This is a genomic window from Candidatus Manganitrophus morganii (assembly GCA_021651055.1).
Taxonomy (GTDB): Bacteria; Nitrospirota; Nitrospiria; order SBBL01; family Manganitrophaceae; genus Manganitrophus; species Manganitrophus morganii.
The window spans coordinates 910,967-931,464 of sequence record JAJHOH010000001.1; the positions used below are offsets into that span (position 1 = coordinate 910,967).

The 20,498-nt window shown below is 56.9% G+C and carries 14 protein-coding genes; all 14 read right to left on the reverse strand.

From position 1 onward, the window contains the following. Nucleotides 1–9 precede the first annotated feature (9 nt). The gene (locus MCM46_04155; protein MCG3110999.1) at nucleotides 10–291 is read right to left on the reverse strand and encodes a DUF503 domain-containing protein; all 282 of its coding nucleotides are present in this window, start codon (nucleotides 289–291) and stop codon (nucleotides 10–12) included. A gap of 63 nt (nucleotides 292–354) precedes the next feature. Continuing rightward, nucleotides 355–2,889 (reverse strand): translation initiation factor IF-2, encoded by a 2,535-nt coding sequence (infB, locus tag MCM46_04160; protein MCG3111000.1) that lies wholly within the window; start codon nucleotides 2,887–2,889, stop codon nucleotides 355–357. Between the two features lie 75 nt (nucleotides 2,890–2,964). Then, complete coding sequence (gene nusA, locus MCM46_04165; protein ID MCG3111001.1) at nucleotides 2,965–4,317, reverse strand: transcription termination factor NusA; 1,353 nt, start codon at nucleotides 4,315–4,317, stop codon at nucleotides 2,965–2,967. A gap of 109 nt (nucleotides 4,318–4,426) precedes the next feature. Then, the gene (gene rimP / locus MCM46_04170) at nucleotides 4,427–4,897 is read right to left on the reverse strand and encodes a ribosome maturation factor RimP (GenBank protein ID MCG3111002.1); all 471 of its coding nucleotides are present in this window, start codon (nucleotides 4,895–4,897) and stop codon (nucleotides 4,427–4,429) included. Between the two features lie 131 nt (nucleotides 4,898–5,028). Next, nucleotides 5,029–5,814 (reverse strand): D-amino-acid transaminase, encoded by a 786-nt coding sequence (gene dat / locus MCM46_04175; GenBank protein ID MCG3111003.1) that lies wholly within the window; start codon nucleotides 5,812–5,814, stop codon nucleotides 5,029–5,031. 73 nt (nucleotides 5,815–5,887) lie between these two features. Then, entirely contained in the window at nucleotides 5,888–6,547 is a 660-nt protein-coding gene (locus tag MCM46_04180) for a class I SAM-dependent methyltransferase (protein ID MCG3111004.1), read from the reverse strand. Nucleotides 6,548–6,693: 146 nt separating this feature from the next. Then, nucleotides 6,694–9,234: a hypothetical protein gene (locus MCM46_04185; protein MCG3111005.1), complete on the reverse strand. Its 2,541-nt coding sequence runs from the start codon at nucleotides 9,232–9,234 to the stop codon at nucleotides 6,694–6,696. Continuing rightward, a complete protein-coding gene (locus tag MCM46_04190) occupies nucleotides 9,231–11,945 on the reverse strand; it encodes a carboxypeptidase-like regulatory domain-containing protein (GenBank protein ID MCG3111006.1) in 2,715 nt (904 codons plus the stop codon). Before MCM46_04190 ends, MCM46_04185 begins: the two co-directional genes overlap by 4 nt. A gap of 11 nt (nucleotides 11,946–11,956) precedes the next feature. Beyond that, the gene (locus MCM46_04195; GenBank protein MCG3111007.1) at nucleotides 11,957–14,539 is read right to left on the reverse strand and encodes a tetratricopeptide repeat protein; all 2,583 of its coding nucleotides are present in this window, start codon (nucleotides 14,537–14,539) and stop codon (nucleotides 11,957–11,959) included. Between the two features lie 119 nt (nucleotides 14,540–14,658). After that, on the reverse strand, nucleotides 14,659–15,483 hold the full coding sequence (locus tag MCM46_04200) for a hypothetical protein (GenBank protein MCG3111008.1): 825 nt from the start codon (nucleotides 15,481–15,483) through the stop codon (nucleotides 14,659–14,661). A gap of 11 nt (nucleotides 15,484–15,494) precedes the next feature. After that, entirely contained in the window at nucleotides 15,495–16,886 is a 1,392-nt protein-coding gene (locus MCM46_04205) for a hypothetical protein (GenBank protein MCG3111009.1), read from the reverse strand. Nucleotides 16,887–17,596: 710 nt separating this feature from the next. Continuing rightward, on the reverse strand, nucleotides 17,597–18,190 hold the full coding sequence (locus tag MCM46_04210) for a hypothetical protein (protein ID MCG3111010.1): 594 nt from the start codon (nucleotides 18,188–18,190) through the stop codon (nucleotides 17,597–17,599). A 118-nt stretch (nucleotides 18,191–18,308) separates the two neighbouring features. Continuing rightward, nucleotides 18,309–19,076, reverse strand: coding sequence for a hypothetical protein (locus MCM46_04215; GenBank protein ID MCG3111011.1), 768 nt, complete (start codon nucleotides 19,074–19,076; stop codon nucleotides 18,309–18,311). 147 nt (nucleotides 19,077–19,223) lie between these two features. Further along, a complete protein-coding gene (locus MCM46_04220) occupies nucleotides 19,224–20,369 on the reverse strand; it encodes a hypothetical protein (GenBank protein MCG3111012.1) in 1,146 nt (381 codons plus the stop codon). Nucleotides 20,370–20,498 lie beyond the last annotated feature (129 nt).

Here is a 20,498-nt window from a genome sequence, read left to right on the forward strand (position 1 = left end):
GCGAGAGACTTAAATCAGCTCCAGTTGATGATGAACGATCTGGACCTGCGGAAAACTCGAGATAAACCCGACGACCTTATCCATCACCTCGTTTACGAAACTTCTGTCGTTCGCGACCGTCGTCACACCGAGAATCGCTTTCTGCCAGAGATCCTGCTCGCCCACCTCTGCAATCGCCACATTGAACCGGTTTTTGATCTTCGTTTTAATGCTTTGCAGGACCTGCCGCTTTCCCTTCAGAGAGCCGTTCTGGGGAATGTACAGCTCGATGACGCAAATTCCGACAACCATTTTCGTATCAAGCGACGCCATCTCGCATTAAGCCGCTCGGCCGGACGCCGAGCACCTTCCCCATTACAATTTTGCCGCAATCTTGTCGTGCGTGTAGACTTCGATCACGTCGCCGACTTTGATGTCGTTGAAGTTTTCGATCCCGATACCGCACTCGTATCCAGCCTGGACCTCTTTGACGTCGTCCTTGAAGCGACGCAGCGAACCGATCTTTCCTTCATAGACGACCGTACCGTCCCGAATGACGCGGGCTCCGGCGCTGTTTCGGGAGATCAGGCCGCTGCTGACATGGCCTCCGGCGATCACCCCCTGCTTCGGAATCTGGAAGACCTGCCGAACTTCGACCCGTCCCAGCGTTCGCTCCTTCAGGGTCGGCTCCAACAAACCTTCCATCGCGGCCTTCACGTCGGCAATGGCGTCATAAATAATGGTATAGAGGCGGACATCGACATTCTCCCGCTCGGCCAAATCTTCCCCCTTCGTTTCCGGCCGGACGTTGAACCCGATCACGATCGCGTTCGATGCCGAGGCGAGGAGAATATCCGATTCGGTGATGCTCCCCACCCCGCGGTGAATGACACGGAGCTTCACCAAAGGGGAGGTCAACTTTTCGAGCGACTCTTTAATCGCTTCCGCAGAGCCCTGGACATCGGCTTTAACGATGATATTCAGCTCCTTGACCGTTCCCTCCTGAATCTCTTGATAGAGATCGTCGAGGGTGACACGCCGCGTCTGAGAAAGCTCGGCCAGCCGCTGCCGCTGAGACCGGCCCTGGGCCACTTCTTTCGCCGTCCGCTCATCGGCCACGACCACAAAGGTGTCCCCCGCCAAGGGAACCCCGTCCAAACCGATCACCTCCACCGGGATGGAGGGTCCGGCCTGGTCTACTTTTTTTCCTTTATCGTTGATCAGGGCGCGGACTTTCCCGAAATGCGCTCCGGTCACGAAGATATCCCCGACTCGCAACGTCCCTTGCTGGACCAAGACGGTCGCAACCGGCCCGCGGCCGCGATCGAGTTTCGCTTCCACAATCGTCCCCAGCATCGGCCGGGTTGGATTGGCCTTGAGCTCGAGTACTTCGGCCTGCAGGAGGATCATCTCAAGCAGATCCTCCAGACCGATCTTCTTTTTCGCGGAAACCTCGGCAAAGATGGTCTTGCCCCCCCACGCCTCCGGGATCAGTTCGAACTCTGCAAGCGCAGTCTTCACCCGGTCCGCATTCGCTTCCGGCTTGTCGATCTTATTGATTGCAACGATGATGGGGACATTCGCCGCCTTGGCATGATTGATCGCCTCGATCGTCTGGGGCATCACTCCGTCGTCGGCCGCCACAACCAGGATAACGATATCGGTGACCTTGGCGCCGCGCGCCCGCATGGCGGTAAAGGCCTCATGACCCGGCGTGTCGAGGAAAGTGACCCGTTTATCGCCGACGGTCACCGTGTAGGCCCCAATGTGCTGCGTGATGCCCCCCGCTTCCCCTTCCGTCACCTTCGTCTGCCGGATGGAGTCGAGCAGCGAGGTCTTCCCATGATCGACATGCCCCATGATCGTGATCACCGGAGAACGCGGCAGCAGGTCGTTCGGATCGTCCGGCATCGACGGGCTGAGGATCTCTTCTTCCGTCTTCTCGGAAACCAACTCGGCTTTGACGCCGAATTCCTCCGCAATCAGCGACGCCTCATCGAGCAAAATCGGATGGTTGATCGTCGCCATCTTTCCCATCGCCATCAATTTGGAAATAATGGAGGGAACCTTTTGTCCGATCAGCTCGGAGAACTCTTTTACCGTCATTCCTTCGTAAAGCTTGACCACTTTCCTCCGCGGCTTGGTGATATCGGTTGAGACCGCCGGCCCCCTTCGGAGTCCCCTTCGGTCTTCTTTGCGATGGATCGGCTTGAAGTCTTGCCACTTCCTCGCCTCGACCGGGACCTCGGCGATCGCTTCGGGCTCTTCGACAACAACATCCGAATCCCAGCGCTTTTTCGGTCGTTTTGCTTTCTCCTTGAACTTGGAGGCAAAATCTTTCTTCAATTCGGGGCGAAGCTCGATTTTCCCCTTCTTCTTATCTTTATCGGTTTTCTTCTCAGCCGCTTCTTTGGCTCCGCCCGGCGAGGGAACCACCTTGAGGACGCCGGGGGTCGGCGCAGGTTCCGCGGCGGGAGAAGCCGGTTTGACCTCTTCGACCGGAGGGGAAACCACATCCGAAGGGGCCGATGTCGCTGCCGCTGCGGGAGCGATCGGCTCCATGGTTGGGCTGAGCGGCGCCTCTGTCTCCGGAGTCTCTACGGCCGGCGCTTCCGGCTGGATGGCCACAGGAGGAGGGGCCATCTCTTCCGGCGTCGGCTTTCTCTTAATAAGGACGCGTGATTTCTTTTCGACGACGGGCGGGGGAGGAGGGGCTGCTTTGACAGACTTCGTCCCCTTCGACGTAGTCTTCGCCACCGACGATTTCTCCATCCCTTTCATGACCGCTTGGATGTCGCTTTCCTCCAAGGCGCTCATATGATTGCTCGCCTTGATTCCCATCCTTTTCAGGAGCGCCATCATCTCCTTGGTCGGGATGCCGATTTTTTTTGCAATCTCAAAAACTCTCATCGTCTACCTTCTTTCTCTGGAAAAGAGATCCACGGGCGATCTACCCTCGCGAACAAATCGGAATTTTCCGATCGGTCAGGCTCCTTCCCCTTTCTTTTCCATTTTGAGAAGGTCCCTCGCCTCCTCAATAATCTTGGCGGCCGTTTTCATTCCGATCATCGGAAGATCGGACAGGGCCTCCTCGTTTGTCTCAGCCAACTTTTGAACGCTGTCGATTCCGTGCTCCTTGAGCGCTTCGACCATATTTTCTCCCAGACCGGGGACATCGGAGAGGGTATACTCCCGTTTCTCAGCCGCTTGGCGCTGTTCTTCCACAATCTGCGCATCCGCCTGAATTTTCTGCTCATGAGAGATCGCCGCCGCAATTTCCTGCTCGCGCTCCTTGGCCCGTTCTTTCTCGTACTCTCCTTGATTGATGATGTCGATCTTCCAGCCGGTCAACTTGGCGGCCAGGCGAACGTTCTGCCCCTTCTTTCCGATCGCCAGCGAAAGCTGCTGATCGGAGACCACTACCAGGGCCGACTTCTCCGCCTCGTTAATTCCGACCTTCTCGATGACCGCCGGACTGAGCGCCTCGCCGATAAAGGTCCGCGGATCGTCGCTCCAGGTTACGATATCGATCTTCTCCCCCTTGAGTTCACGGACGACCGCCTGAACGCGCGAGCCGCGAACCCCGACGCAGGCCCCGACCGGATCGACGGCTGAATCTTTGGAAAAGACCCCGATCTTGGTCCGATCGCCCGGCTCCCGGACAACCCCCTTGATGATCACCACCCCTTCGGCGATCTCCGGAACTTCCATCTCGAAGAGCTTCGCGACAAAATTGGGATGGGTCCGCGACAGAACGATCTGCGGCCCCTTTGCCGAAGGCTTCACCTCGAGCAGATGGGCGCGAATCCGATCGCCGCGGCGGTAACTCTCCCGGGGAACCTGCTCCTGGTACGGAAGGATCGCCTCGGTTTTACCGAGCTCCACAATGTAATTGCGACGCTCCTGGCCCAAGATCATTCCGCTGATGATCTCTCCCTGACGGACCGAGTACTCTCGATGGACCGATTCCCACTCCGCCTCACGCACGCGCTGAAAGATCACCTGCTTGGCGGTCTGCGCGGCGATCCGGCCGAAATCTTCCATCTCAAGGAGAGAGCCGATCTCATCCCCCAGTTCCGCAGATTCATCGACCTTCTTGGCCTCTTCCAACGAAACTTCGGCGCGGGGATTGGTAACGGCTTCGACGATCTTCTTCAGGGAGATCACTTCAATCTCTCCGGTTTGAGAGTCGAGCCGCACCTGAATGTTCTCGTTTGCGCCGTATCGTTTCTTCGCCGCCGTCAGGAGCGCGGATTCCACCGCCTTGATGATCTTCTGGCTCTCTATTCCCTTCTCTCTCCCAATCTGATCGATGACAGAGAGGAGCTCGCGATTCATTTTCTATCAACCTCCATTTTCCGACGGATCGGGCCAGGATCTTGGCACGGTCCGATCCATGATATCTCTTGAACCCGCCTGGTTTCCAGGAGGATCAGGGTCTCTTCAGCTAAAACTCGACCTCAAGGCGGGCTTGCGCAATCTGGTCGAAGGGGATCTCGATCGCTTTTCCCTTCCCTTCTTCCAGATATAAAGTCACTTTTTCCTCTTTGAAATCGGCGAGCCGACCGGTGAACACCTTCTGGTTTTCGATCGGAGCGGATGTTTTCACCTTGACCTTCTTTCCGATCGATCGAGAAAAATCGTCTCTCTTTTTTAACGGTCGATCAAGGCCGGGCGAAGAAACTTCAAATGTATAGTGATGCGGAATCGGATCGTCGACATCGAGCGCTTGGCTGAGATACCGGCTGACCTTTTCACAATCATCGAGGGTCACCCCCCCTTGTTTGTCGATAAAAACGCGAAGGGTGCCGCTCCTTGCGGAACCGGCATACTCGACCTCAACCAATTCCAATCCCAGCGACCTTAGCATCGGCTCCGCAATTTCTTTGACCCTGTCCACCAGAACCGTTCGATCCATCTGATCCCCATCAGGACCGATTTCGGTCCCTTAAAACAAAAAAGTGGGCGGAAGACCGTGCCCACTTGAAAAGCAGACCAAATTCAGAAGTGTTTATAGCACAAATAATGACAAAATGCAAGACGAATCCCCTATTTCGAGGCAATCTGTTCTTGAAAGGCGCGGCATAAAAATTCCGTCTTTTCTCCAGGCCGTCCGGTGGCGATCGGCTTGCCGTCCAAGCGGACCACAGGCAAGATTTCCACGGTCGTTCCGGTGAGGAAAAGCTCATCCGTCGAGGGTAACTGCGAGAGCTTCAGCTCTCTCTCGAGCATTTCCAAACCGTTCTTCTTCCCGATCCGGAGAACCACTTCCCGGGTAATACCGGAGAGGATGTAAGGGCCCGCCGGCGGGGTAATAATCTTCTTCCCAAGCACGGCAAAGAGGTTGCTCCCGGCCCCCTCCGTGACCTTCCCGTCGCGAATAAAAATCGCCTCAAAGGCCCCTGCACGGAGCGCCTGCTCCCGGCCCATCACGTTCGGCAAGAGGTTGAGCGATTTGACATTGCACCGTGCCCATCGGATATCGGGGGTGGAAATAATCGCCACCCCCTCTTCACGAAGTTTCAGTGGAAGCGGCTCGAATTCCCGGAAGGTCATGACCACGGTCGGCTTCACTTTTTTTGGAAAGGAGTGGAGGCGGGGGGCGGCGCCGCGCGTCACCTGAATATAAATCTTCACGTCGGCAAAATCGCTCTTGCGGCATCCGAGGCGGATGATCTTCTCCAACTGGCTTCCGGTGTACGGGAGGGTAATTTCAATCTCTTTGGCGCTGGCCTCCAGGCGGGAGAGGTGTTCATCGAGATGGAAGACCTCTCCTTGATAGGTTCGAATCAGCTCATAAATGCCGTCTCCAAATTGAAAGCCTCTGTCTTCCACGGAAACTTTCGCGGCTGAGATTGAACTCCATTTCCCGTTCACGAATGCAATATTGGGCATGAACTTTCCTTTTCTAGGAGCGTCTTCCCTTCTCCTTTTTCCGCATTAACACATGGAAAAATGCATAGATAGATTGCCGCTCTTCTTCGACATTCAAGACCTCGAAGTCCCGGCCGAAAATCGACTTAAAATCTCCCTTCCGAAAAAACCGGTCGTAGTGACCGTTGTGCACCATCCAATCCCGTTTTCTCTTTTCATCAGGATGGTGTTTGAAGTGCGTCGAAAAACAGGAAAGGAGAAAGTAGCCCCCCGGCTTGAGAACCGGACCGACGTTCCCAAGATAGCTCTTCGTATCCCTACGGCGGATGTGATGGAGACAGCCGTAATCGAGAACGACGTCGAATGTTCCGGGCCGGAAGGGGAGATGGAAAACATCTCCCAGCATGAATCGGAGGTTTGCCCGGGCCAATCCGTTCCCGGAGATCCGGCGCGCCCGCTCTAATGCGAGCGGCTGATAATCGAGACCGACCGTCCGGTAGCCCTCGCGCGCAAAAAGAACGGAGTGTCTCCCTTCGCCGCAGCCGATATCCAACACGCGGCCTGCGGAGCGCTCTTTCTTAAATCGCGCGACGAAACGGGAAACCGGTACGGAGGCTCCTTCCACGGGCCAGCCATGCTCGCCGGTCCGGTAGGCCTCTTCAAAATATTTTTTCTGGGAGGAGTAGATGCTCACGATAGGCCTTCCGATGTTTTGAGGCGTTTTTAACCTATCATATTTGGAGAAGGCAATCAAGCGAAACGGCGGGCGGTTTCAAACGGATTCGATGACGTTCCGGATTGGATTCCTGTCGGGGCGAGGCGCCGCCTCGCCCAGGTGTTTTACGGGAAAAAAATCTCGATCAACGCTGTCGGCAATCCCGACGCATCCCCCCCGCCGATCAGAAGCACCCCCTCCTTCAACAAGGCGCTCTCCGTCCACGGCAGGGCGACATGACCGAATCGGGCCAGACCGAGAGAGTCGGAGAGGGGGGTAAATAGATTTTGGTCCGGATCATAGATCTCGGCCGAGGCAAGGCCCTGCCCCGACTGATCGAACCCGGCGGCGATCAAAACTTTTCCGTCGGGGAGCGGCGTGGCGGTATGTTCGGCCCGCGCCGAGTTCATCCCCGCCTGCAGCAGCGTGAAAAGGCCGGTGACGGGATCATAGATCTCGGCGCTGTCCAGAACACGGCCGCTCGCATCAATCCCCCCTGTTACAAGAATCTTCCCGTCGGGGAGACAGACCAGAGCCTGCCGGACCCGCTCGACCGACATCGATCCGGTCAGAAAGAACCCGCCGTTGGCCCCTCCCGAGTAGATTTCAGCGGTCTTGATCGGACGATTGGTCTCATCGTACCCCCCCACGACGAGGAAGCGATCGTCCTGTGCGTTCTGGTTACACTCTCTGAAAGGAATTGTCCGGTGCAGCTTACGCTTCTGGATCAGCAGCGGGCCTGGAGTGAAAGCGAGCGCGGCCGGGTTGTAAAACTCCGTCCTTCTCAACGTTTCAATTGTCCCATCCGATAAGTCGGTCTCTCCCCCGACCTGCAGCACCCTCCCATCTGAAAGGAGCTGCGCCGTGTGGAAGCGCCGGGGGTCCTCCATTTCCGTCGTTTCAACGACGGAGTTATCGATCGACGGATCGAAGAGGAGGGCGCGGTCGATCAGATCCTCATCTTTATCGGCGCCGCCTGCAATCAGAACCTGGCCGTCGTCCAGTCTTGTCGCCGTGTGATAGAAAACGCCGGTCCCCCGGTTGTAAAAATAGTTGGCGACAAGCGGCGTCTGGTTGGCAGGAGGGGTTGCGAAAGTCAGCGAGATCGCCCCGGTCTCATAGTCGATCGTTCCCGATTCGGCGTCCCCCGTCCATCCGCCAAGCCCGTTATCGGTCGCGGTCAGATTCCCAGCGGTAATCACGACGCGCCGATCGTCTGCAGTCACCGTCGGAGAAGGGTCCGGCCCCGGATCACTGACGATGGGGCCGAAGATCGCTGTCGGTAAGAGCGGGTCTGGTATCGCTTTCTTTAACTGAAGTTGGAATACTCTGTTGCTGCCGTCTCCCGATTCCACCTGCTCGTCGCTCACCTTCACAATGTTGAGCGGGGCTAGATTATCGAGCTGGTCGTCGTCCCGGATCTGCTCCGTTTCGGAGACGGTGCGGGCGCCGTCGTCGATCCCGCCCGCGATGAGAAGGCTTCCATCCGCCAGCGGCGTGATCGTATGGAACCGCCGCGGGAAATCGAGCCGGCCGAAGGGCTGAAAGCCGACCTCCCCGACCAGGAAGAGATCGTTTCGCCGGAGCGAAAAGTCGGTGAAAAGCTCGGCCCCGGCGAACTCGTCGAAATGCCAGAGGCCATGCACCGCAAATCGCGCCCCCGGCACGAAAGGAGAGTCTTGGATGAGACGCTCCACCGGCGGATCAAAGCCCCCCTCGGGATAGCGGACATCCTGGGTGACCCGAATCTCATCGGCCATCCCCACCAGAAAGGCTTTTCCCGCCCCCCCGCCGATGGTCAGCCGGTTCGGATTATTGTTGAGGAGCAACCCCGTTAAATCGACCGCGGCGACGGTCGTTCCATCGACGGCCAGGTAGGCGCGGTGTTGATTCCTCCCGGCAATCACGGCGGCGACGTGATGCCACTGACCGGTGTTGAACGGGGCCGGTCCCAGCGTAACGGGCTGTCCGACCCGCGGGGTGATCCGCAAGAGAAGATCGGCATTGGAGGTGAGAACGATCTCGAAGAAATCGCTCTTCCGCATCAGCAGCGCCTCCGTCCCCGCCGCCGGCAGCGCGCCGGCGAAGAACCATCCCTCCGCCGTCATCTCGTTCAGCTGGGTATTCGCGCCGACCTGCAACGGATCCCCGATATCCAACACGGTGGTGGAGAGGGCAAAATGGCTTCCATCGAGGATCAGCTTATTGCCGGCATTTTCGAACGCCCCCGGGTCTCCGGCGATCACCATCACCTCGTCCGGCTCGCTGGTCGCGCCGGTATTCTCGATCGGGGCCCCTTCGGGAATATTCTGATCGACTTCTTCAACGACCTGAAGCGCGATCCGGTAGACCCCATCGGTATCGGCAACAAAACCGGTCGTCGGAGAAGCGGGGGTGTCGAGCTGGGCGCTGCTCCCCTCCGGCGTCTGAACCATTCGCCATTCATACCGGACTTCATTGCCGTCCGGATCGCTGCCGCTTCCCTCCAGTTGGACCTGAGCGCCGCTCGGAACCGTCTGGTCGGGACCGGCATTGGCCACCGGCGGCCGGTTCTGATTAAAGAGACTGTCACTGTCCGGCTCGCTGTTGACACAGGCGCTGAAGAAGATCCCCACGATCATCATAAGAAGGAGGTGGCCGATTTCTTTTCTAAGAGATCGAATCATTGTTGCCTCTTTGGAATAAAGCGCGAAACGGCGCTCGCGTCGGATACACGCCGCTGCGCAAGCTGACGGAAAGTGAACTCTTGGAACGAAAGCCCCCCCGCCTGGATCGCATGCACTCTCCAGATAATCGGCCGCCCGTCCACAAAGGGGTCGAGTTGGTCCGGTGCCTCCTCCGGGAAAGCCGGAAGGGTGATTTCGGTCCGGCTGCCCGGAACCCAGGCCTCCCAGAGCTGCTCTCCCTCCTCTGTTTCAAGGGTCACCCGGTAGAGATCGACCGGCCCCGCATCCGGAGCGGCCCAGACGAGGTGCGGGGTGTTCTCCGAGACCTCTGCCTCCTCTTCAGGAGCGGGAGGAACGGGCGATAGAAGACGGGGCGGATCGGGCAGGGTCAGATCTTGGCGGATCGGGATCCCCGGAAGACCCTGCACCTGAATGAGACTGGATGCTCCGCTGTTGTTTCGAGCAGTCGCTGTCACAAAATAAGAGAGCGCTCCTTCCGGAGGGAGGGAGAGAACCCGGAAACCGGGGCCGACCTTCCCCGGAAAGAACCCGATGATATCGGCGCCGATAAAAGCCTCTCCCCGAGGAGCGGCCGCTCCGATCAAAACCGCTCCTATATCGGAATGGGAAAAACCGGGTGGAAGGGTGATCAACCCGGTCGTCTCGACCAGCGACACCGAAGGGGTAAAGCCGATATCAAAAGTCAGACGCCCTCCCACTGCGAGCGGGCCCAAGCCGGCGGCGAACGCCACATTGTTCAAGGTCCCGTCCGAAGAGAGGCGGAAGGTCGACAATCCCAAAGCGCGCTTGGAGCCGGAAACCGGGACGGAATAATCGCCGCCGCCGGTCCGCTGCTCCATTCGAACGAAATATTCCCCGGCGGCCGGGAGGGAACAGCCTTCTCCGAATTGGGGACAGTCTGGATTCTCCCCGATCAGAGAGAGCTGGGGGGGGGTGATCGTATTCCCTTCCGGATCGCGAATCACCCCCAGGACAATCTCTCCGGACGCCTGGACCAACTCCACCAAGTGAACGCCGTTGGCATACACTAGGAGGCTCTTCCGGTCGATCGTCTCATTTGTAATCGGATCGGTCGCAATCACAGTGTAGACCCCCGGCGTGAGGCCAAAGGCGAGGAACGCCCCCTTTGCACCGGTCTGTTCACGGTCGGGATCGACCTCCCCCTCATCATCAAAATAGGCGCGAGTCAAAACTTCATCTCCAAAGGCGTCCACGACGGCGATCTCGACATTCGGGATCGGGGCGAGGATCAGATCGCCGTTCGGATCGGTCTGGCCGGTCGGCGCCACGATCCGAGCGAGAATCTCCGCCGTGCCGGCCTCCAGGCCGCTGGTGTCGTCCTCCTTTGCCGCGCGCACCATTGCGACCAAATTCCCCAGCGGCACCACGGCCAAAGGATAATTTGTCTTGGAGCGGTTATTGAATTGCAGCTCCTGATAGGTCTGCCGGAAAGTCCGCCCCGCCAAAACAACGGCGATATAGCGGCTGTTCGGGAGGAGATGGCGCACGCTTCGATAATTTCCGCCGATCTCCGCTCCGCTGTCGGTGACGACGATCTCACTCACCGGATCCCCTGAAAAATTGATGAGCACCCCCTCCACCCCGACGTTTTCGCTCGAAAGGAACCCCTTGCGCTCTTCCTCCTGAAAATCGGGCCGATAGACGACGACCCGGCCGGAAAGATCGACCGCCTGCTCGATGATCGGAAGGACCGGGAGGGTGAAGACGGTCGTCCCCGCGACCGGAAGATGAATATACCGGGCGCCCACTCCCACCCCGATCTGCCGCGCCGAAACAAAAACATCATTGTTCGACGAAAGCCGCAGGAAGAGAAATCGGCCGTCGGCCGTGGTCGCCTCCAAGCTTGGATCGATCCGGCCCGCTTCGTCAAAATAGTAAGGCCGGCCGGCATCGTTTCCACCGAAGTATCGCGCGCCGACCCGGACGCCCGCTTGGGGCTGCTTCGACACGTTGATCGCTTTTCCAATCAGCGCCACCTGATTGAACCCTTGGCGTCCGCCGTCCGGATCTGCGGCCGCCCATTCATCCAGATCTCTCGTAAAAACGAACGTCAAATCGATCGGGGGAGGATCGGGATCATTCAGCAGCTGCGACTCGGCCGTCACCCAGTGATAGGTCGTCGAGCCGAGCGGGCCAAGAACGTCAAACACCCCCAGTTCATCAAGGGCGGAGACAAAAACCGATTCGTCCCGCTCCACATCGAAGACTTTCCCTTGAAAGACGGCCTCCGTGAACGACCGGTCGCCCGGAATGATCGGGATGGAGACCTGCCTCGCGTTCACCTGATAATAAGAGGCGATCCGGTAAAGGACGGGGATCACCGGATTGGCCGCGTCGGCGTCGCATCCTCCGCAAAAGTAGACATGAACGTCCTGCGGCCCGATCACCCCCGTGAAGACGGCGATTCCCTGGCCGTCGGTCGTCGTCGTGATTCTCCCCGAATCCCCCAGCGAGACGAGGACCCCCGGAAACGGATCCCGGGTGGTATCATCGAACACCTGCACCTCCAGACGCCCGTTGATCGGCCCCCCGGCGGTTCCCCCCCAGTTGGAGGTAAGGAGGGGACGATCGTTCCGCTGCTCCCCCCCGCTGCAGGAGAGAAGGAGAATCATCAGGAGCCCGATCCACCCGCCCGGTGAATTCCGATTGCGATGTCCGTTTCGTTTCACTTTCTTCCTCGTTAAAAGAGCAACCGGATGCCGAATGTCGTGAGCCACTTTGTATATTCGCTCAATGAGTTCACCTTCTCGGCCGTCACGGCGGTCTGACGTTCAGGGGGGATTCCGGGTTGGTTTGACCGATTGGCCAACAAAGAGCCCCGCAGATAGAGCTGGAGTCCCCGCTCCAAGCCCACCGTCACCCCTCCATTGATCGCATGAGCATGGCTGACCCGTTTCTCCCCGAGAACCGAATCGGGATGCAAGTAGTGTAGATAGGAGTAGCTGTAAGAGAGATTCAGAATGACCCCTTGGATCAACGGACGATCAAAAGAGATCGACGGGGAAAAACCGATATAGGCATAGTCGTCCGCGGACTGGGCTGTATCATTGATCTCCTGTGTATTGAGGTTGGCATAAAGCGCGCCCGAGACCGCGAGCCGGCCCCCCAAGATGCCGTCGGTCGCGAAGCTGCTCGAGAGGGAGGGCTGAATCCCGTCATAAATGTCGCTGTCGATTGTGTTGAAATCATTATCAACCGAGTCGAAATATCGAAGCCGAACGGAACCGCTGAGCGTCGAAGAGTCCCCCGCCGGGAGGAACCCGTCCAGGAAAAGCTCGTGGGATCGGTCGGAGAGAGAACCCTCAAACAATCCGACGCGAAAATTATATCCGTATGAAATTCCTCTTTGGAGTTGCCTCCAGTCGCCAAAGAGGCCGACTTGTCCGGTGAAAACAGAGACCTGGTCCCGATGGAACATGGTCAGCGAAGGGGTGAGGCGAAAACCGCTCCGCCAGCCTTCCCCAAACAGAAAGAACCGCTGATACTGCGAGAAGATCTCCGTTTTTAAGTCGCTCTCCTCGTTTTCGCTCAAGTTGATATTGCTGTCATAGGTCACCTGATAGACGAAAGAGATCGTCCCGAAAAGAACGTTGATCCGCTCCTCGAACTCCTCCACGAGCGACGGGCTCACCCCCTCCTGCTCCAGCCCTCCTTGGTAGAGGTCGAGGGCGTCGTAGGGGCGTCCCAAGTCTTCGTAAAGCTTGGCCAGCTGAAATCGAATGACCGTTTGCTTGGGATCGATCTCCAACACCTTTTTGAGATTTTCCGTTGCGGGGTAGGGATCGTTCGTTTTGATCTGAACCAATGCCAAATTGTAGTACCCCCTCATCTCCTGAGGGTCCAGCCGGATCACCGCTTCAAATTCGGCGCGGGCATCGTCATAACGCAGCTGCTTTCCGAAAGCGACCCCTTTGAGAAGATGGAGACCGAGTTTGGCCCGGGTCGCCAAAGGCTCCGGACCGAGCGCGATAAGACGCTCGTAAGTTTCAATCGCCTCCTGCTCACGGCCGCTTTTTTCAAGAATCTCGGCCAGCGGCAAATAAGCATCCTCTTCGGAAGGGTCCAGGGTGATGACCTGATCGAAGGCATCTGTGGCCTCGGCGAGTTCGTTACGCCGGACATGGAGCAAAGCGAGATTGAAATAATTCGCCGGATTCTTCGGCTGCAGCGCCACGGCTTGTTTAAACTCCTCCAGGGCCTCATCCAGTTTTTCAGCCTCGATGGCCCTCTTCCCCCGCACGGTATGGGCGCTGACCGCCGCATTCACCCCATCCGGGCTCGCCGGTTGGACATCGCGGGCGCTTTCATATGCACGCAAGGCCTCCTCCAGCTTTCCCTGTCGCTCGTATAAAATACCCAGGTTCAAAAACGCCCCCTGATTTCTCGGATCGACTTCCAGGGTGCGGTTTAAGGCCGCTTCGGCATTCTCGAAATCTCCGATCCTGAGGTAAACCTGAGCGATATTGAAATAGATCGGCGCCGGATCGGGCGAGATCCGGAGGGCCTGTTGAAACGCCCTCAAAGCCTCTTCCGCCCTTCCGCTCTGGGCCAACAGGATGCCCTGAAGGAAAGGGATTTTTGCCTGCGCGTTCCTCCCGCCGGGGGTATTCGGGTTGATTTGGGCCGCGGCGATGAAGGCCTGGAGCGCCTCTTGGAATCGCGTTTGCCGCTGATAGAGATCTCCGAGCTCCAGATAGGCCGGCTGATATTGCGGGGCCAACTCGATCACCTTTTGGAAGGCCTCTTCCGCCTTGGCCTCCTCTCCCTTTCTCTGATAAACCCGGCCGATGTTATAGTGGGGATCCGGGTTGCCGGGATCGATCTCCGCCGCCGACTTAAAAAAGCGGAGAGCACCGTCAAAATCGCCTGCACGCGCGATGAGAATTCCTTGGACGAGGTACTTTTTAAAAAGCCCGATTTGGGCCCCCTCTCCGAGGGGGTCTACCTGGATGACCCGATCGTAGAGATCGAGCGCGTCTTGCAGCCGTTGTGTCTGCTCATAGAGTCCGGCCAGCTGAAAATAGGGGCGGACATCCTCCGGATTGAGGCGAATCGCCCGCTTGAGGGCCTCTTCGGCTTTCGGAATTCTTCCGAGCTCCATGTAGCTGACCCCCAGACGGAAGAAGATCTCCGCCTGTTGAGGAGACTGTTTCGCCATCTCTTCAAACAGCCGGATCGCCTCTTCCCACTTCTTCTCCCGCATCAATCGAATCCCCTCCTCCATCCTTCTTTTCAGCCTTGATTCGGGGATCTTTTCCTTCATCTCTTTTTCCACAGAGGGCGTTTTTTCTTCCTCTACCGGGGTCTCTTGCGCCCAGGAAAATGGGCTCCAGAGAGAGAGGAGGATCATGATGACGTAGATCTGCTTTATCATAATACCGTTTAAAAGAATATCCTAATTCCGACGGCCGCCTGCCAGCCGCTCAACTCCATCTCGAGGAACTGTGCTCTGCTATTCCGGTCCACATAGGAAACGGGATCTCCATCGTCCGGTAGGCGCGTTATTCCGAGCGCTTCCTCGATTGCATCTTCCTCCAAAAAGGTGTGCCGATACGACTTGTAGTAGAGTGGAACCGCGTTTCCCAGCCGATAATTCGCCGTCATGTTGATCGCTGCCCAACGGGTGATGTAATAATCGCCCCCGATTCCCCAGGTGACAAGATAGCCCCCTCGGCTGGAGGCGCGGGAGAGGACATTTCGAAGGAACTGCTGTCCATTCGCCTCGAACACGTAACTAAAATCTTCTCGATAGGTCACCTTGACTTGATTAAAAAAACCTAGCTCGAGGTAAAACCGATACCGCTGCGGCTCATCGACGAGATAGTATCGCCCCCGGAGGGCATACTCATTGAACGAAACCCGGGTGGTCCGGTCGGCTCGAAAAGGGACGATGCCGAAATCCTGAAAACGCATTTCGCTCGATTCACGCGCGCTGGACTCCCCTTCCCAGAAAGAGGTCAGCGCCACCAATGAGAAGCTGCGCCGCACACGCCACTCCACCTCGATTCCAAACAGCGGTCCCCCCTCGATCGGAGGGCTTCCCCCCACCCTTGGAGGGAACGGTCCGATCTGGGTGAGCTTTTCATTGTTGAGCGTCTTTAACAAAGCATCGTTATATCCGGTAAAAAGCTGGACGTTCCAATCGGACGCCCCCCAGGCCGGCTGCGCCGCTCCCAGCAAAAATAGAATTAGAACAAGAACCGGCACCGCTCCTCCCATCAGAAACTGTATTTCAACTCGACGAACACCCGATCATGGCCGACGAAAGTGCTCACGAATTTAAAGAGCCGGTCGCTCGCCGGCGCGGCGATATCGGGTAGAAAGGTCTCCTTTTTCCCGTGAAAAATATCGGCCCCGACCGCGACCTGGAACTGCTCCGAAATTTGGTAGGAGACCTTCGGCTTCACCAGCAGCTCGCCGTTGTTGATCAGATAAAGGATAAAGAATTGTGCTTTCACCGAGGCGCTCCGAAACGACTTCTGCCCGAAAAAACTGAGGAAGGTGTCGTAATTGTCTTGAAAGAGAACTTTATCCCAGCCGAAAACGATCCACTGCGATACCGCGAACGAGAGATCCGCCCCCTTCAGGATGGTGTCGACCTCCACCCCCCACCGGATATGGTTTCGCTCCAGGGCGCCGCCGTGATCGAGCAGACCGTCCCCGTCCCGATCGGCCAGGCGCGTTCCAAAATATTTTCCCGTGATATAAGCAGCTTCTCCCTTGAGGATATAACTGCCCATGTTGAGCACCGCCGAGGTGCCGAAGATATGCATCCGGTTAAACCGCGGATGAAACACCGGCCCGCAATCGGGATCGGTCACCGGCTGATCGAACCGGACCTCCGTCGGAAGACACTTCGACGGAGGGGCGAAGAATCGAAAGCCGGTATACTCCCGAAACGGCGTCGGAAAAGGGTCCCAGACATTGAGGTAGCTGACCGCCAGATCGATTCCGCCGAAGGTCCGCGAGAGCCGCGCGCCATATTCGGAGTTGTCGATCGTCTTTGGAGGCTCCTCCTGTCCCGGAAGCCGCTGGAAGAGTTCCCACTCCGACCCGGGCGGAGCGGGACGGTGGGGCTCGAAGAAGGGAATCCAAAGGGCTTCCAACTGATATTGGCCGAAGTAGTAATCGGCCTTCACGGTCCAAAGCGGGATTCGGAAATCGATCAGATCGGGAAGAACGAACTCCCGAAAGTCGAGCGGATTGATTTCATCGATGATGCGGAATCCCAGAAGCTGCTCCCAAACGACGATTTGCTTCCCAACCCGGAGATCGAGGTTTGGAAGCAAAAGATCGAAGTAAAGCTCTCGAAGCTCGGAAAAATAGCGGTAATCTTCTCGATCGCGTTGAGAGAGGAATGGAAGGGGGAGATTCGGATCATTCGGGGGATTGATCGTATCATAATCAGCATAGAGATAAGCGGCGTCGTACCAAGCCCAGAAAGAGCCATAGAGATGCAGGTTCGTCCGGGGATCGGCGGCGGCTTCTAAAAAGAGGATGTTTCGAATTTTCGTGAAGGCAACCGGCTCTTGGAATCGAAAAGCGGTCTCATTTTTCAGATACCCGCCGAGATGCAGGTTCCCGACGAGTCCCGTTTCTTCGGCTAACACAGGGAGACTAAAAAAAAAGAAAATTAAAAGAGAAAGAATGAGGAGCCTAAGGTGCAATTGAACTTATCCTCTCCCCACTCTTTGAAGAATATGCTCCATATATCCTATCTACATCGGCCGACACGAAAGATGATGTTCGCGTTGCCGGAGTAAGCCTATTGCCAGACCCATAAGGGGGCTTCGTGATTGAAGCTTCCCGCAGCTCGCTGCGGGAAATATGTCGGTACGAACTAAACCTAAAGCGCGCACCTTCAGATCGTAAGCAAAGTGAGCCATCTGATCGGCCGCGTGTTCGAGTAGCAACGTTCTTAATCGAAGAACCATCTCCGGATCCTTCTGCGGTGAAACACCTAACCAACAAACTGAGAATATCATAAAATTGTTGTATGGCAACTCTTTTTTGCACCCTCCGCCGACGGGAAAACGCCGCGGTGATGGATCGTTAACGATCTCCGCCGACCAAGAAATTCCGCCGCTTCTGCGGCGTTGTTCTCTCTGAACGCGGCAACAGACGGCGACAGCGCCTCATCCCCTCTCGGGTGAGACACTCATCATTCGCGTGATCCATTCATGCATATCCGGTTTTCGGTGCGGAAGAAAAGAGCAGGATGGAAAAGAGGAGTACGGAGGAACGATACGCGAGGTAAAGTGAGGAGGGAGGCGGCGGGCCGCCTCCCTCCCCGTTTCCGTCGACTTCTTTAATTCCTTAACTAAAAGTTCTGATCGACGCTGGCCGGCGAACCGGTTTGGAACGTCATCGTCGATGTGAAACCAGGAGTCGTCGGATCGCTGACGGCCTGGTTGATCGAGGTATTGAAATCACCCAACGCCGGTGTGCTGATGTTCGGCGTGATCGTCACCGTGTTCACGTTAAGCCCCTGCGCCGTATCGGTGATGCTCTGAGTAATGTTCATCTCGGTGCCGACCATGTTCTCTTGGCCGGTGCCGGTCCCCTTGTTAATGATGTTCAGATTGTCCATCCGGGCCAGCACGCTCACCGTTCCGCCGGTTGCATTCATCGTCTGCTTGAAGGTAAGCTGATCGATCGAGCTGGTATTCGTGGCCCCCTGAATCGCTCCTCCCGGGGTGAAGGTCTCCTGAATGAAGACCGAACCGGTGGCTGGGTCGGGCTTGCTCCGAACGATCATGTGATTCAGCTGCCGTCCGTTGATGACAATCGCCTCTTGGAAGAAGAAATTGTCGCCGCTGATCTCCGTCAACCGGTTTGTGCCGCCCGCCAATCCGCAGGTGGCCGCCGTGTTACAGGTCGGGCTGGCGAAGTTCACGGTCGTTGTCTGGGCCATTGCAAATCCTGCAGAGAGAAGGACTCCCGCTACGGCCAGAGTCGTTTTTTTGTAAATTGATCGCATTTATGTCGTGCCTCCCTAATTAAATTAAACTCCATCCACTTTCAAGCGTTCTTTATGGACCCTGAACGATTGTCGGCAGTCCTCCCGTTGTGAAATCCATGTCCTGAGTGAAGATCACAGTGGCCCCTTCCGTAACCCTGACCTGCTGATCGATCGTGGTACAGAAGACCGGCGCCCCCGCACCCGTACCGCAGGATGGATCGGTGGCATGCTGTTCTCCGTTTGGACCGGTTCTGTTCGGAAGAATCGAGACGTTGCTGAACGAAAGTCCGCCCGACTGGCCGTTGACCGGATCGGGCGATGCATTCTGCTGGTGGATGTGAATATCTTGTCCGGGATCGAGGCTGGCAGTGGTAGAAAACCCGTTGTCCTTGACCGACTGTCTGAAAGAGATCTGGGTATGGCCCGGCGGAGGAACAATGGGGGACGGGGTGTTGTTCTGGATCGTCGGCGGTCTCTGACCACTCAATAGAACGAACGACTCCTGAACAAAAGCCTTTCCGGTGCTGGCCCCTTCCAACATCGTGTGGATCGCCGCTTCGGGCCCGGCCCCTCCGGGTCCGTCCGGATCGATATTCACGAATTCCTGCTGGAAAAAGTTGCCGCTTCCCATGGTTCCCTGGAAGGTAATCAACTGCCCCCCGGTCAGTTGGGTCCCCGACCCGCCGACTCCGGTATGAACATACGGAAAGGGCGACGGGTTGTCCGTGTTAAAACTGGGAGGGGCTCCCACTTGCGCCAAGGCGACGCCGCTCGCGATCGAGACGATCCCGAACGCCGACATCATAATCGACCATTTGTTTCTTTTACCATTTCTCATCAATGTTCCCCCCTGTATCTTTATTAATATTCTTGAAGATTGATCGATAACCGGATATTTATGAAACCGGCAATCCGGCGAATAGCCTTCTTACCCTTCTTTCTGTTTCCTGTTTTCTTCCCTTTACTACCTTACCGACGTACTAAACTATCTCCGACCGTCACCATCACCGCCGTTGCTTCCCGAACCATCCGGGAAGTCGGTATTCAGACCGCTGCGCAGCTGTCCGGAGCCGGGGCCGCCCCAGCGATCCCACCAGATCGGGGTCAACTGAAAGCTGTCGGAATCGTGGTTCGGAATCGGAGGCCGGCCCGAGCCGCTTGAACGGGTTGCATTACATCCCCCGCGGCGCCCTGCATCTTCTCTAAATTCGCCCTCCAACCGCCCGGTCGGATCGCCGAAATCGTTGCACCGGCTGAAACTGACGATTTGGTTGGTGACCGGATCGACGACTTTAACAACCGTGAGATCGTTCCAGAAATCGATCGGCCCGCCATCGCCGTCGTCACCGCGACCGCCAAACCCGCCATCATCGTCGCCCCCACCGCTCCCGATCGACCTGGCAATGACATGAGAAAGATCTCCGGAGCCGAGGGTAAAGTCCTCGTCTTGTGTAACGTCATCCCCATGGACTCCGTTAAAACCGGTAATCCAGACCCCGACGTCTTGACGGACCCGAACCCTTCCCGTGGCGGTATCGAGGAAAGGCTGCTGTCTGAAAAACATGTCCATCTGGTTGAAGCCGCCCGACAATGCGGCGACCTTCGACTCGACGATATCGAAATGGAGCTGAATCGGCTGTTTGAAGCCGTTGATGAAGCTATGGTCGGTCAGTCCCCAGGCGGGATCTTTCAGAACTTGATTGAAGATGATATTTCCCGTGGGGTCGTTGTTCGCCCCTTCCGTTCTCTTGACATACGAAGCAACGGAGAAATCGGTCGTCGTGATGTTTTGAAAAAAGAAGCTGTTCCCATTCTGAAGCGAAACCGTCTCCTGCAAGAACCCATTTCCTGTAATCGTATCGGAGATGGTCGCTCCGGGAATGGTCGCCGGATCGGTTCCCCAGGGGGCCGGGGCATCGGAAGGAAGCGGCGTCACGGTCGCCTGTGGAAGGGGACCGGGTTGAGGGGGCTGCGACCCGTTGTCGCCGCCGCCGCCACCGCCGCCGCCAAATTGAGCCCAAACCGGCGTGGAACAAACAATGAGAAGAGCCGTAAAACTTAAGGTGGGAAGAATGTAACGAATGCTTTTCGAGGATGGCAGTAAAGACTTCGAGCATCCAAGTATCTTCATAACGAATACTCCCGCTCCAAAATGGTGAAGCAACTGCCTTTCTGAATAAAACCGAGACTGTATATCTTATACTGCTATTTACGGAGACTTCACTCTACATAAAAAAAACTAACCTGTCAACAAAAATTT